Raw genomic sequence first — 14195 nt, 5'->3', positions numbered from 1 at the left:
TTGCCGGATCGCTATACATCGGCCCGATCGCAGCTCTGCCAAGCCTGAAAGTTACGCGGCATTTTTCTTCAATAGGCCTGCGTTCAAAAGTGCTGCATCGATGGCTTTCAGCTCGGCCACAGATGGAGAATGAGTAGGAGGCCGAACCGTATCGCTACGGAGGATTCCGGCTCGCGCCATGGCCGATTTCATGCGGCCATGCGCTTCACCGGTAGGCTCTCCCGCACCGTACACGGCATCTTTCAAAGGGTCGATCAGCGCCTGGACTTTCATCGCTTCCTTAAGATCGCCCTTTTTCACCGCCTGCAATAAATCATAGATAAGGCCCGGCACCAGCGACGCAAAGCCGACCAGTGCACCGTCGATGCCTTGCACCATTGAGGCCAGAAGATATTCATCATGGCAAGTCAAAAGCGCCTTGGACGCATCAACCTCCCTGATTGCCTTCAAATCGCGGGCGTACTTATTCATTTCGCGCGTTCCGATCTTGAATGCGCTGACATACGGAAGCTTTGCCAATTCGGCCAACAGCACGCTGGGAAAGGAAGCGCGAGTCCACGCGGGATAAATGTGCGCAATCAGCGGGAGCCCGCTGGCTTCGCCTATGGCTGTGAAATAATCAATACAGTGCTCCGGCTTGAAGCCAAAGCGCAACCAGTGATGGGGGGGCATGACGTCCAATGCCTGGGCGCCCGCCTCTTTTGCCATCGCCACATGCTCTTTGGCCTCGCTGATCCCTTCGCAGACAATGGATGAAATGACGGGACAGATATCCTTGACCGCATCGGCCGTGATGCGAGTGACCTCCGCGCGTTCACGAGGAGTCAGGGAGAACACCTCACCCGTGTGGCCATTGGTCATTAATGCCGTAATACCCTTTTGCTGGGCTAACCAGCGTGCGAAACGACGCAGCTCGGGCTCGTCAATACTGAAGTCGCGATTGAATGGAACCGCAATGGCGGGAATAATCCCGTGAAAATTTACGTTCGACACGATGTCTCCTTTTGAAATTCTGATTCGGCCAGCAGCTGTCTTTCACTTATGAATGATTCGACAAGGTAAAACCGCCATTGGTTTGCAAAGCTTTCGATAATTTTGATGCCGCGTCCATCACAGGGATGATCGCGTCGCTCTTGAACTGGTTCAGGGTCGTATTAAAGGCAGGTGTGGCCACACTCAATGCCGCCAAGGGCACACCGTCAATATCGAGAATCGGCGCCGCGACGACGTACAGTCCCGACACGGTTTCCTGGTTGGATACGGCATAGCCCTGCGCCCTGACCTCTTCGAGGCGTTGTATCAATTCGTCCAGGTCGACCAACGTAGTGGCTGTGAGCTGCTTTCTTGGCGCCCCTTTAAGGACTTGGATCTGAAACTCTTTTGGGCACCACGCCAAAATGGCATGGCCTATCGCCGACGAATAAACGGGAACCCGGCTGCCTATCCGTATATCGACTCCCAGCCGGGTAAGGCCGGCCTGGACGCGTTCCGCATAGAGCACCTCGGAGCCCTCGAGCACACCTATGGAGGCAACCTCGCGCACCTCGCCAACCAGGCTCCTCAAGATCGGGCGGGCGTTGGTGCGCAAATCGGAATGCGCAATGGCGTTGAATCCCAGATCCAGCACTTTGAAAGACAAACGGAACAAGCGGGTATCGGCGACCTTTTCCACATAGCCGAGATTGACCAGCGTATTTAGAAACCGAAATGCCGTGGCGTTATCGATCCCGGATCGCCTGGCCACCTCAGCCATGGTCAACTCAGGCTGAGCCGCCGTAAATGCCTCAAGAATTCTGAATCCCTTGGCGAGCGACATAACCGTATTCTTCGACGAAGAACGATCATCGTCATCTTTAGCCACTTCAGACTTGATCAGATTCACTGTAGCTTCCTTTTATTCGGATTGCGAATTTTTATTTTATTACTAAAGAAACCGAAAACCTGATTGCTTTTCTATCTCCATAAATTCCTCAATGTTCGGATTGCGAATTTTTATTTTTAAAATATATGGCAAATTCTAGGGAGGAATCCAGACTGCATCAAATTAAATTACATTCGCTTTCATTTTATTCAGTCGAAATGAAATGGGGCCGAAGCCCCATCTCTACAGCACTACAGACGCGATGCCTACACCGTAGGCATTACAAATTCGTTGCCTTTGCCGATACTTTCAGGCCAGCGCTGCATCACCGACTTTTGCTTGGTGTAGAAGCGCACGCCCTCTTCGCCGAAGGCATGCGTATCGCCAAACAGGCTGCGCTTCCAGCCGCCAAAACCGTGCCAGGACATGGGAACGGGAATAGGCACATTGATGCCAACCATACCCACCTGGATACGATGCGCAAATTCGCGCGCAATATGGCCGTCGCTGGTAAAACACGAAACGCCATTGCCGAACTCGTTGTTGTTGATCAAATCGACGGCCTGGCCAAAGTCTTTGACATGCACACATGCCAGGACGGGTCCGAATATTTCTTCTTTATAAATAGTCATGTCCGGCGTTACGTTGTCAAACAGCGTCCCACCCACATAAAAGCCGCTTTCGTGGCCTTCCACCTTATATCCGCGGCCGTCCACTCGCAGTGTCGCACCCTCTTTCACGCCGATTTCAATATGGTTTTCGATACGCTGTTTAGCCTGTTGAGTCACCACCGGACCCATTTCCGCATCCAGGTTCATGCCATCCTTGATTTTCAGGTTGCGGGCGCGTTCTTCCAGCATGGGCATTATTTTTTGGCCCACATCTCCCACTAGAACCGCCACCGAAATGGCCATGCAACGCTCGCCCGCCGACCCATACGCGGCGCCAACCAGCGCGTCGACAACACGCGGAATATCGGCATCAGGCATGACGACCATGTGGTTCTTTGCGCCTCCCAAAGCCTGCACGCGCTTGCCGAAATGGGCGCCGCGTTCGTGCACATAGTGAGCAATGGGCGTGGACCCCACAAAGCTGATTGCGGCCACGTCAGGATGTTCGATCAGGGCATCCACCGCGGCCTTGTCGCCCTGCACCACATTGAACACGCCATCGGGCAAGCCCGCTTCTTTCAACAGTTTGGCAATATAAAGGGAAGGACTGGGGTCGCGTTCGCTGGGTTTGAGAATAAACGTGTTTCCGGCCGCTATGGCCACCGGAAACATCCAGCAAGGCACCATGCAAGGAAAATTGAACGGCGTGATTCCAGCCACCACACCCAGGGGCTGGCGCATGGTCCAGTTGTCAATGCCATTGGCGACCTGCTCGGTGTAGTCGCCCTTTAGCAGTTGAGGGATGCCGCAGGCAAATTCGATAATGTCGATGCCGCGTGCCACTTCGCCCTGGGCATCGGTAAATACTTTCCCATGCTCGGCGGTAATCATCGCGGCCAGCGCGTCGGTATGCTCGTTCATCAGGTTCAAGAACTTGTTCATGATGCGGGCGCGGCGCACCGGCGGTGTATTGGCCCAACCCGGCGCCGCCGACTTGGCGGCGGCTACGGCCGCATTAACGTCTTCGACCGACGACAACACCAATTGGCGGGCCACTGCGCCACGCGAGGGGTTGAATACATCCTGTTTACGGCCGCTACCCTTTACAGGCTTGCCGTCAATAAAATTCAACACATCATTTTGATCGTCGTAGGCCTTTGCAGCACTCATGTTTTTTCCCGATGAAGTGACTCAAGAGGCCCAGTATAGGCATCGCAACAGGCACGAACAAGGCTATAATTTTTAATTCATTGTTTAAATTAATAGACAATATCGTAATGAAAGAACGCAAAAGCGAACTGGCGTGGTCGCATATCTATTGGCTTAACATGCTGTCCACCGCAGGCAGCTACACCGCCGCGGCAAGGCGCCTGGGTGTCAGCAAAGGCGCCGTCAGCCTGCGCATCGCCGAGCTTGAGCAGCTGGCCGGCGTAGCTCTAGTACGCCGCACCACGCGCAGCGTGCGTCTAACCGAACCTGGCATGGCACTGGTAAATAATACGCAGCGCAGTTTCGATGCGATCGAACAGGGATTCGCCGGCATTAAAGACCTGGCCGACATCCCAAGCGGGGTTGTCCGCGTCACCGCGCCCATGGCGCTGGGGCGGCAGAAAATCGTTCCCTTGATCGCGAAATTTTTAAGGTCATACCCGCAGATCCGCATCGAAATCGAACTCTCCGATCATCTAAGCTCGCTCGCCCAAGAGGGTTTCGACCTGGCCATACGCCACACCGCCAACGTGCCCGAAACACATGTCGCCTGGTTATTGCGCCCATCCAAAACCTTGCTGGTGGCCACCCCGGCCTATCTGAAAAAAAATGGCACACCCGGAAACCCCGAAGAGCTAAGCGGCCATAATTGCCTGACCTATCTGCGCCCATCAGCCAAACATACCTGGGTTTTCGAATCGAACCAGCGCAAAAAAGAAAGACGAAGCGTCGCCATAACGGGAAATTTTTGTGCAAACAACAGCGAGGCCTTGCGCGAGCTGGTGGCGGCCGGTGCAGGCATCGCCTTACTGCCCGACTTCAGCGCCCAGCAAGATGTCCAGGCGGCGCGCCTGACCCATCTGCTTCCTTCCTGGAAACCTGTGGGGGTCTTTGGCGACGCCATTTACGCCTTGCGACCCTACAGCACGCATGTGCCGCGTGCCGTGCGGCTCTTCGTCAGTTATCTGAAGGAAGCGCTGGCTCCCGTATAGCAACGGCCCGGTCCGCCCTACTCCGTTACCTTGCCTCGCGTCGACTTGATCTGACCACGCATCACTTTCGTTTCGACACGCTTGCGCTGCGAGCTGCGGGTGGGCTTGGTCGGCCGGCGCACCCGCGGCAACACGGCAATGCTCGCCACCAATTCCTGCAAGCGCTCACGCGCATCGTCCTTGTTTTTCTCCTGGCTGCGATGCACCTGCGCCTTGATGATCACCACGCCTTCTTTCGTAATGCGCTGATCGTTCAACGCCAGCAAACGTTCCTTGAGATGCTCGGGCAAGCTCGACGCGCGAATGTCGAAACGCAAATGAATGGCGCTCGAAACCTTGTTCACGTTTTGGCCACCCGCGCCTTGTGCGCGAATGGCAGTGAACTCGATTTCAGCCTCAGGAATGGTCGGCATCGAACACCTACAAATACGCCATTCGGTACATGCCGGCGGCCAAAACATTAATGCCCATCACCGCATGCTCGATCGATGTGAATTCTTCCGGCGTATGGCTGCGGCCCGCACGGCTTTGCACGAAAATCATCGCCATTTTGGCGATATGGGCCATGACCTGAGAATCGTGGCCCGCGCCGCTATGCATGAGCATACAGGCCGTCCCCTGCTCACGGGCGACGGCTTCCAGCAAATGCACGGTGTCCATATCGCAGGCGCAGGTTGCATGCTCTGCCAGTACGGTCCAGCGCAACTGCAAGCTGCGACGGTCGGCAACGACACGCAACCATTGCTCGTGCCTGGAATAAAGCTCGGCCAGACACTCCGGGTCGGGATGGCGCGCGTCGATCGTAAAGCTAACCTTGTGCGGGATGATCGCTGAATAATTCGGCTCCACCTGCATGCGTCCGATAGTGGTCACGGCCGGCCGGCCCATATTTTCCGCCGTGCTCAAGAGGCCGGAAATCATCTCGGCCGCACCCGCCATGGGGTCATGCCGCAGATCCATGGGGCACGCCCCCGCGTGATTCGCCTCGCCCGTCACCTCGACCAAATAGTGCCGAAGCCCGGTAATCCCCGTGACGATACCCACAGGCAAACCCGCATGCTCAAGCACCGGCCCCTGCTCGACATGCAGTTCGACGAACGTGTCAATGTCGTGCCGCACCGCCTGCGCAATACACGCCGGATCCAGTCCAACAACCCGCATGACGGCCTCCATGCTCTGCCCATCGTAGTCTCGCAGCGTAGAAGCTTCGTCCGCGGCAATGCGCCCTGTCACCGCGCGCGAACCCCAATAATTGGCCGCCGGAAACCGGCTGCCCTCTTCTTCGCAAAATGCCACCGCCTCGAGCGAACGTTTGGGTGTTCCGAACTGCGCCTTCAGGGTACGAATAGCGATCAGCGCGGCCAGGGCGCCCAAGGCACCATCGTACCGGCCGCCCGGCAATTGCGTATCGATGTGCGACCCGGATGCAATCGACCCGCCCGGCGCCGAGCCATCAAGGCGGCCCCAGACATTGCCCACCGCATCGCGCCGCACCTGTAAACCTCCCTCATCGCACCAGCGTGCGTACTGATCGGTGGCGGCGACCCATTCCGGGGAATAGACGGTACGCTTGACCCCGCTCTCGCCGACGGCGCCGAAGCGGGCCAATTCCATAATGTAGCGTTCTACCAGTACCGGGTCTACGGCTATCTTGGGTGTCATAAGTCTCTCTTCATGCGTATCCGGAAAAACAATCGGGCTATCGCGGCGGTTACCTTATCATAGACGTCAGTGGCATCCTCACGGCTGCGGAATCAGCACACTGCCTTCCATTAGTCGACGGGCGCTGCGGCTCATGACGGCCTTGCTGACAGACCAGCCTTCGGCCGTCTGCTGCGTATAGGCGCCTACAGCCAACGTGCCGGACGGATGGCCAAAGCGGATACTTGTCTTTACGTCGCCCAATATCTTGTTGACGACCGTACCTGGAATAGCGGCGGCGGCTGCAATCGCGACGGCACCCGTACCCGTCATGGCATGATGCAACTTACCCATGGACACAATGCGGGCCAACAAATCGATATCTTCGGCCCGCACAGGTTTGCCACTACTGGACATATAGCTTGCCGGCCTGCCGAAGAACGCGATTTTGGGCGTGTGCTGGCGTTTAAGGCTGGCATATTCCACGCTTTCCGCCAAGCCCATCGCCACGGCGCCATGAGCCCGAATAGCTTCAAAGCGAGCGAGCAGCGCCGCATCCTTATTAAGGTCTTCAGGTGACTCGGCGCCGCTTAAGCCCAGCGTTTCGGCCGCAATAAACACGGCAGGATTACCTGCATTGATAAGCGTGACCGTCACCTCCCCCACGTCAGGCACCGACAGCACATCCGTGGTATTTCCTGTTGGGAACATAGCCGCGCCCGCATCCCGTACATTATCGTCGGCGCCCAGATCGAGATATTCGAGCCGAATTTCAGCCGCCGGAAACGTTACGCCATCCAATTCAAAATCGCCCAGTTCCTGCACCTCGCCGTCTCGCATCGGCACATGCGCCACAATTCTTTTCTGCACATTCGCCTGCCAAAGAGTGACAACAGCCACGCCATCGCGCGGCGCATCGACCAAACCCTTACGTATGGCAAAAGGCCCCACCGCGGAAGTCAGATTGCCGCAATTGCCACTCCAGTCCACCAATGGCCGATCAATGGCTACCTGCCCGAACCAATACTCCACATCACAACCCGGCCGCCGGCTTTTGCCAACCACCACTATTTTGCTGGTGCTCGACGTCGCGCCCCCCATGCCATCGAGCTGCTTTTCATACGGATCGGGGCTGCCGATAACGCGCAGCAAAACAGCATCGCGCGCAAGCGGATCAGTCGGCAAATCTTCGGACAGAAAGAACACGCCCTTGCTGCTGCCGCCACGCATATAGACCGCGGGAATCCCGACTTGACGCTGAGCTGAATTCATAACAGAGTTCATCCTGTAAATTTGCAGAGGGCGACTTTGCCGCCGCCAACAGACACTATGCGGATAATTGCACGGGTTTGGCATGCACTAAAAACTTGATACTTTTGCCCCGCGGCATTACAAACACACAAGCTTCACAACAAGGGCAAGTATTGCGGCCCAAACCACAAAAAGAACTGGAAACATGAAAACTATCACGAAGCTGCTGCTTGCCCTGGCCGCCCTGACTATGACCCTGCCTGCGCTGGGACAACTACGAATGCCAAATTTCGGCGGTAGTAATGATAGCAACGAGCAGCCACCAATGCAGAGTAGCCCCGATTCGTTCCGGCTGCCCAGCTACGGCTCCCAGGACAACAGCAGCGACAAACCCTATTCCGGTTCCGACAAACGCGACAGCCAGCGCGACGACCTTGGCAGGTCGCCCACGGACAACCAGGATCAGCCCAATAGCTCGTACGGTGAATCCCCCGCGACAGGAACCCGTTCGAATGACAATAGTTCATTCGGGACTTATCCACGCTTACACTGATGCGATCACCCACACTTGGCAGGCATCGCAGTATCAACAGAATCACATTTAAACAAACCACCCGGTCTTATAACGCAAGAGGATCAAATGGGAACATGGAACACATGGCACTTTATTGCTTTTATCGTTGTCGCGGGCGTGGGGGTTTTAGCGTCCAGATCGGCCGGCAAAAAGGGCCACAGCGGTGCAGCCGGCATAAAAGGCTATGGCGGATGGCTTATTGTTCTATCGGTTTTTCTGCTCTTCTGGGCCGCGCAAGAGCTTGCTGAACTCTATCGCGTAAAGACACAAATAGAGACCCTTGTTCCATCGGCGTTGGGCAACCCCAAGTACCACGAATACATGCGCTACGCCATGAGCATGACATGGTGCGAAGCCCTGCTGCTGGCCGCGGGCGCCTTTCTGCTTGTCAAGAGCCGGGCAACGTGGACGATAAAGGCAATGATTGCCGTGCTATGGATTGCGGGCCCCGTATCCGCCGCCGCAGAGTTGGCCATGGCGAATTCATATTTTGGCGAATATATATTGGAGCAGGATTATTCAGCGTTGGCGGCCACCACCCTCTTTGCTACAACCTGGACTTGTTATTTGTTGACGTCAAGGCGTGTCAGGAACACCTATGGCGCAAGCGCCTCCGGGAGAGAAGGGGTGTTTGGATAAACGGAATCGGCATGTGACGGGCGCCCTCAGCAGAGGGCGAACTATGGCTTGAATACTGCATGGCTAAACGGTATAGAAAAATTAATATCTAAAAATACCCCCAAAGCAGCGTCGCTAGATGGGTTTTGGCGTAAGTATCAATCCAGTTTGCACCTTTAATGGAAATCCCTGCCAGAGAACCGTTGTATATCAAATCTCTTCTTATTTGATGTACAACGGTTCTTGCCATCATTCGATTGAAGACAACGCCAGTTGTTCCTCAAGTTTGGTCGGATTTGAGAGACAACCAGATTTGTGTTGAACAGATGAGATGCAAGCTATTTTGTTAATCAAAATTAAGCGTTTCTTGATAACAACGTGGTTTGACGTTAAAATTTCCTGTAATTTTCAATACAAACAACGGCGGTGATAACTATGCGGGCTACAGTCTCTGGACTCGACATCGACGATGCTGTGAGCTACCACTACGGCAAATTCCCCCCAGAATCTATTGACTACGCGGTGCTAGTGCCACAACTAGTGAGTGCCACTGAAGCTTTGGCTCGGTACGACCAAATGCTGAAGAATATGCACAACAGCGAGATCCTGCTGGCTCCACTGCGAAATCAGGAAGCGGTGATCTCGTCGAGAATGGAAGGCACGGTCAGTACGATGGATGAGATATTGAAGTACGAGGCTGACTTCGAATCCGAAGTAGTTGATGCACCCAATGCAAGATCAGAAGTTATTGAGACCTTTCTGTATCAACGGGCGCTGAAGGGTTCTCAACAGGCAATTGAATCTGGACAGCCTCTAAGCCAGCAACTGATCAGGATGGCCCACCAGACATTGCTGTCATTCGGCCGAGGCGCCGCCAAGTCTCCAGGACAGTTTAAGACTGAGCAAAACTACCTTGCCGACCGCGTGAAAAAAAACATTCTTTTTATTCCAATTAACCCAGAACAACTACAAGACGGCATGGATTTGTTGTTCAACTATATTGAGAATAGCTCAGATGTGCCGTTGATCAAGGCGGCGCTGTCCCATGTCGAGTTTGAGGCGCTCCACCCGTTCAAAGACGGAAACGGTCGTATAGGACGTATGATCATCACCCTTCTTCTGTGGAGATCGAAAGTAATATCCGCACCGCATTTCTATATCAGTGGCTTTATGGAAGAGCATAAAGACGAGTACATCGATAAGATGAGAGGCGTGTCAAAAAATGGCGACTGGACGGGTTGGTGCGCTTTTTTTCTTGAAGCGGTCGAGAAGCAAGCCTATCGAAACCTCGAAATTTCTGAGAACATCCGATCCTTGTACGAAACGATGAAACAAAAGTTCAGTGAGGCCCTTGCCTCAAAATGGAGCGTAACCGCGCTTGACTTCGTTTTTACGAATCCAGTTTTCCGAAATAGCCGATTTACTCGTGCCAGTGGAATACCTCAGGCTACCGCGGCTCGGTTTACCCGAGTGCTAGTTGAAAGAGGGCTTCTGAATGTTATTGAGGAGCCTGCCGGACGACGGCCAGCATTGTATGGTTTCGAGCCATTAATAAAACTGGTTCGCGTATGAGGTGGCACCCCTGAGCGATTACCACCGCCTTTCTTGCGCTACCTTGTCGGCCCGCGCCCCGCCGGCCAATTTATAGGGCTTATCGCGGGAGGCCGCCTGCCTGCATTGAATGTCTTTGAGCGCCATGTGGAGGTACTTCCTACAAGCACGCCATTAGATACCCCTCAATATACCCCCACAAATATAATGTCATTGACTATCCATTCATGCAGACCGTTTCAGACGATAAAAACCCGCTATGCCAATAAACATGCGGGTTTCGTATAAGGTTGCAGATGTCCGTATATTGATATCTGGCGTCTCCAGCAGACGGCGAACCATGGCTTGAATACGGTATGGATAAACGGTATAGAAAAATCGTATTTTATAAATACCGTCAAAAGTACCGTCATAAAACCGCCGCTGGAGTACTTTCCCATATTCGCCGAAAGGTTGCTACTTTTGCCCTATGGCGTTACAAACGCATACAGCCATCCCCTTGGCTACCCAAGGGACTGCTAATTAAGCGACAGGCTGCGTTTTGACGTGGGTTTGGATGGAAACAAATAAGAAAGTCAGTGTTGTTAGTTAATTCCAAGAAGAAACTTGAAGATTCTGGAGCAATTATGTTAATCTGCGGAACCATGACACTATATATGGTGTCATAGATGAATGCCATTGAGACTATCATGAGAGACTGGCGTATGCGTATTTCGTCTCTGCGATGCGAGGAGGTTTGTGCGGGGCTTGCTCATCTAGGCTTTGAAATAAAAAATGGCAAATGTCCTGGCCATAAGGTTGTGAGCCATAGCGCCCTTCGAGGATTTATAGGCACCAATTTTAATTGCGGACATGGCCGCAATGACGTGGTAAAGATCGCATATATTAAGAAACTGTTAAGAGTTTTGAGCGAGAACCAGCCAGAACTGGAACAACGGGAGAATAGTCATGAGTAACTTTGACTCAGGCGCATACACAATATCAGTTAAGCGAGTCAGCCAAGATGGCGAGCTATGCTTTCATGCCGCCGTCGCTGAAATTCCTGATATTTCGTCTTATGCAGAGACGTCGACTGAAGCATACGAAGAAGTGATTGAAGCATTAGAAATTTTGCACGAAACCGCAGAATCTCAAGGTAAGGAGTTTCCCGCCCCTTTTGCCTCCATCGGACCGGCACCGTATAGCGGGCGGGTCACGTTGCGCATGAGCAAAAGTATACATGCCGAGGTCGCGAGATGCGCTGAAGAAGACGCAGTAAGCTTGAACCAGTGGATCATTGAGGCAATCTCGTTGCGAAGAGGATTCTATATCGGTGTCGCGGCGGCTGCACCAAAATACATGAACCTCATTACATCGTTGTTTCCCATGATTCAACAAGTGGCGACTACCGTGAATGAAATGCATTTGATTAAGAATGAGCTCTTTTTAACATCATCAATTCAAAAAGAACCGATATATCGTCAATTGCCTTTCGTACCGCTTGTTAATTAGCTAAGGACAAATTATGGCAGAAGCTAGTCAATATACATTCTCTCTCAAAGAAGTGGGCAACACAATGCTTAAAAAAGAGGGAATCAAAACCGGGAAATGGACAATCGGGGTTGGGTTGGGCATCCAAGTCGGAAACATAAATACTCCGCAAAAAAAGGAGGCAAGACCATCGGCCACTGTTATTGTTGAAAATATAGTTCTTTCGCGTATTGAAGATGAAACGTCACTTCCACCTGAGATGAGCGCTCTCATAATAGACGCCACAAAATTGGAATAAACGCTTAATTTCCCTACCCGCTTCGGCAGGTTTTCTTTGCCATCCAGCCCCTTCCGCGAGGGGATTTTATGTGTAAATCAACCCATAGCCCGTCCTGCGACTGGCTGTAATAGGGTCAGAATTAGCGACCCTCTCACGCTCGATGAGTCCGCAACCAATCCCGCAGCGCATGATTCATTCGCGTCTGCCACCCTTCGCCCCCTGACTTGAACGCTTCGATGATATCCGCGTCATACCGCACCGTCAGCGCCACCTTGGGCGATTCGCTGCGGGGGCGCCCGACTCGCTTTAATTGCTTGAACTCGGCTTGGCTCAATTCGTAAGTATCTGGGTCAGCGGCAATGCCGGCGTTGATCGCCGCGTCTTCTGCCTGAGTAGGCATTATCAATTTACGTTTGCTCGACATAATCTCGAACCTCTCTACTGTTCGCCTTGCGTAGGCTGATGACATGCATATGGTTATTTCGCTGCGTGAACACCACACAATACAACCGGCCATCAATCACGCCGTATCCAATTTCCCGCAGCTCACCGTAGTCTCGACGTGTGTCCGGCTTGGCCAACACCTCTGTCCAGTCCAGCTCATTGGCTAGTCCAAGCGAGACACCGTGCTTTGTTTGATTGGCTTTGTCTTTGGCCGGGTCAAAGGTTATTTCCATATAGTTATTGTAGTTACATTAATAATATAAGCAAGGCATTTCCGTGATTACATAATTAAGCTAACCAAATCATCGACACAGGCGTCCCGAATCGGGACAGGTGTACCAAAACAGGACTAGTCCGAAACTCGGACAGGTGAACGAATCTCGGACTAGCCTACCTGGCTATTTTCAGATTTGAACCAACTTGCGACAGTGACAGTTGCGACACTTGCGACACTTGCGACAGTCGGGGGACGGAAAATACGCTAAAAACGTTCAGGGCAATGTAAACAAAAAACGAATGGGCCAGGTAATGGCACGAGGCGTTAGGGCACGCAGTGAACTGCCAAATAGCACCCAATAACGACCATTACAAATTGCTTTTCCGCAGTCAAGTGCTTTCGTTTAATTCTATCGATTATCCGATAATTCTACCCAAGCATTTTGTGTTTAACCTTCGCCGGGGAAACAAACATTAAAGCTACCCCAGAAGGGTGCGGGTTCAGAAAATCGCTCTGTGCAGCACCGGCATGCATCGCTTGTATCAAAAAAGCCTCCAGAGCGGCTTTTAAACCAGAAAATTAACTATTCGGCGCCGGCGACTCCCACCGCCCCAACGTTACCCATTTACCCCCTACAAAGATAGCGGTCTTCCTCAAAACATCGTTTTTATCAACAGTCCCAAATCAGGTACTGCTAGGGTGATCCAACTTTGGGACTGCTTGAGCATGTCTTTCGGCGTAGGAGGGACGGCGGCAGCTGCCGGGGTGGGCGGCGGTATTTGCCGGGGCGGCACCTGCTGCCGGGGTTTGATCGGGTGCCCCTCTCCGCATGTGCTCGGAACGCATAAAAAATCCGCCACAAAAATCCGGAGAGCTATAATTTGAAACCAACCAAGGCATGGGAGTCAGAAGGTGGAAAATGCTAACTGATCAGAGGTTGGGGAACAACCCCGAAAGGCTTGCGAGAATATAAAAGGGGCGTACGAAAAGAGATAAGCCGTTCTGGTAAGGATTTGGGCAATGAAAACACTTGCATTCCTCTTGCTGTTGCTCCTGTCTTTCTCGGCAGCAGCCTTTGAAAAAAGTTGCTGGGTGTTGACGAAATTAAAGGGCGTAGGAACCTACCAGTCCCACGACTACAAGCTTGAAACGGACGGATTCAGCCATTCCATCACTCTCATATTTGGAGGGAGCGGGGCCATCGCCAGTGGAGATAGCATAGGACTATCTCAAAGCGATGACTATGCGGCCGCAGGAGCAGCAAGCAATGCAAATTTTTCTGTGGCCGAGACTTATCTCGTTAACCCCATGTCCAGTACTGTGCTGTATACCAAGTCAACCTTTGGTTATGGAGCTTTTATAGGCATGACTGGCACCAAAATGTTCACCGGAAAAGCGACCAAGTGTAGATAGAGAAGTGTGGGCGACACAAATTACCTCGCTTCCAACTGGAAACCGAACAGAAGCAGGTACCCC

General features: G+C 52.9%; 15 protein-coding genes. 7 read left to right on the top strand and 8 right to left on the bottom strand.

Annotated features, from left to right (window positions below; translation table 11 throughout):
• Positions 1-51 precede the first annotated feature (51 nt).
• From EDC26_RS05215 to EDC26_RS05205, 3 genes are all read right to left on the bottom strand, one after another.
• Entirely contained in the window at positions 52-996 is a 945-nt protein-coding gene (locus tag EDC26_RS05215; RefSeq protein WP_132580229.1) for a dihydrodipicolinate synthase family protein, read from the bottom strand.
• Positions 997-1039: 43 nt separating this feature from the next.
• Positions 1040-1882 carry an IclR family transcriptional regulator gene (locus EDC26_RS05210; protein WP_243700791.1) on the bottom strand — a complete coding sequence of 281 codons (843 nt, stop codon included), beginning with the start codon at positions 1880-1882 and terminating at the stop codon, positions 1040-1042.
• 245 nt (positions 1883-2127) lie between these two features.
• Positions 2128-3642 carry a CoA-acylating methylmalonate-semialdehyde dehydrogenase gene (locus tag EDC26_RS05205; RefSeq protein ID WP_132580228.1) on the bottom strand — a complete coding sequence of 505 codons (1515 nt, stop codon included), beginning with the start codon at positions 3640-3642 and terminating at the stop codon, positions 2128-2130.
• Between the two features lie 107 nt (positions 3643-3749).
• On the opposite strand from EDC26_RS05205, the gene EDC26_RS05200 reads away from it, so the two are divergent.
• A complete protein-coding gene (locus EDC26_RS05200; protein ID WP_132580227.1) occupies positions 3750-4673 on the top strand; it encodes a LysR family transcriptional regulator in 924 nt (307 codons plus the stop codon).
• A gap of 17 nt (positions 4674-4690) precedes the next feature.
• On the opposite strand, the gene arfB is transcribed toward EDC26_RS05200, so the two are convergent.
• From arfB to prpF, 3 genes are all read right to left on the bottom strand, one after another.
• A complete protein-coding gene (gene arfB, locus EDC26_RS05195) occupies positions 4691-5086 on the bottom strand; it encodes an alternative ribosome rescue aminoacyl-tRNA hydrolase ArfB (protein ID WP_132580226.1) in 396 nt (131 codons plus the stop codon).
• A 7-nt stretch (positions 5087-5093) separates the two neighbouring features.
• Positions 5094-6335, bottom strand: a complete 1242-nt coding sequence (locus tag EDC26_RS05190; protein WP_132580225.1) for a hydantoinase/carbamoylase family amidase — start codon at positions 6333-6335, stop codon at positions 5094-5096.
• 78 nt (positions 6336-6413) lie between these two features.
• A complete protein-coding gene (gene prpF, locus EDC26_RS05185; RefSeq protein ID WP_132580224.1) occupies positions 6414-7586 on the bottom strand; it encodes a 2-methylaconitate cis-trans isomerase PrpF in 1173 nt (390 codons plus the stop codon).
• A 184-nt stretch (positions 7587-7770) separates the two neighbouring features.
• Between prpF and EDC26_RS05180 the strand changes: the two genes are divergently transcribed.
• The 5 genes from EDC26_RS05180 to EDC26_RS05160 all read left to right on the top strand — a co-directional run bounded on the left by EDC26_RS05180 (position 7771) and on the right by EDC26_RS05160 (position 12076).
• The gene (locus tag EDC26_RS05180; protein WP_132580223.1) at positions 7771-8118 is read left to right on the top strand and encodes a hypothetical protein; all 348 of its coding nucleotides are present in this window, start codon (positions 7771-7773) and stop codon (positions 8116-8118) included.
• Between the two features lie 87 nt (positions 8119-8205).
• On the top strand, positions 8206-8778 hold the full coding sequence (locus EDC26_RS05175; RefSeq protein WP_132580222.1) for a DUF2569 family protein: 573 nt from the start codon (positions 8206-8208) through the stop codon (positions 8776-8778).
• Positions 8779-9192: 414 nt separating this feature from the next.
• A complete protein-coding gene (locus EDC26_RS05170) occupies positions 9193-10329 on the top strand; it encodes a Fic family protein (RefSeq protein WP_132580221.1) in 1137 nt (378 codons plus the stop codon).
• A 927-nt stretch (positions 10330-11256) separates the two neighbouring features.
• Complete coding sequence (locus EDC26_RS05165; protein WP_132580220.1) at positions 11257-11799, top strand: toxin-antitoxin system HicB family antitoxin; 543 nt, start codon at positions 11257-11259, stop codon at positions 11797-11799.
• A 13-nt stretch (positions 11800-11812) separates the two neighbouring features.
• Positions 11813-12076: a hypothetical protein gene (locus EDC26_RS05160; RefSeq protein ID WP_132580219.1), complete on the top strand. Its 264-nt coding sequence runs from the start codon at positions 11813-11815 to the stop codon at positions 12074-12076.
• 133 nt (positions 12077-12209) lie between these two features.
• Here EDC26_RS05160 and EDC26_RS05155 read toward each other — a convergent pair whose 3' ends face one another.
• Positions 12210-12482 carry a BrnA antitoxin family protein gene (locus tag EDC26_RS05155; protein ID WP_132580218.1) on the bottom strand — a complete coding sequence of 91 codons (273 nt, stop codon included), beginning with the start codon at positions 12480-12482 and terminating at the stop codon, positions 12210-12212.
• On the bottom strand, positions 12466-12735 hold the full coding sequence (locus EDC26_RS05150) for a BrnT family toxin (RefSeq protein WP_132580217.1): 270 nt from the start codon (positions 12733-12735) through the stop codon (positions 12466-12468). Before EDC26_RS05150 ends, EDC26_RS05155 begins: the two co-directional genes overlap by 17 nt.
• 1004 nt (positions 12736-13739) lie before the next feature.
• Here EDC26_RS05150 and EDC26_RS05145 point away from each other — a divergent pair.
• Positions 13740-14132, top strand: coding sequence for a hypothetical protein (locus tag EDC26_RS05145; protein ID WP_132580216.1), 393 nt, complete (start codon positions 13740-13742; stop codon positions 14130-14132).
• Positions 14133-14195: the final 63 nt, after the last annotated feature.

The organism is Paralcaligenes ureilyticus (assembly GCF_004346225.1).
Lineage (GTDB): Bacteria > Pseudomonadota > Gammaproteobacteria > Burkholderiales > Burkholderiaceae_B > Paralcaligenes > Paralcaligenes ureilyticus.
The sequence above is the reverse complement of the archived record's forward strand: the minus strand, read 5'-3'. Positions and strand labels throughout refer to the sequence as shown.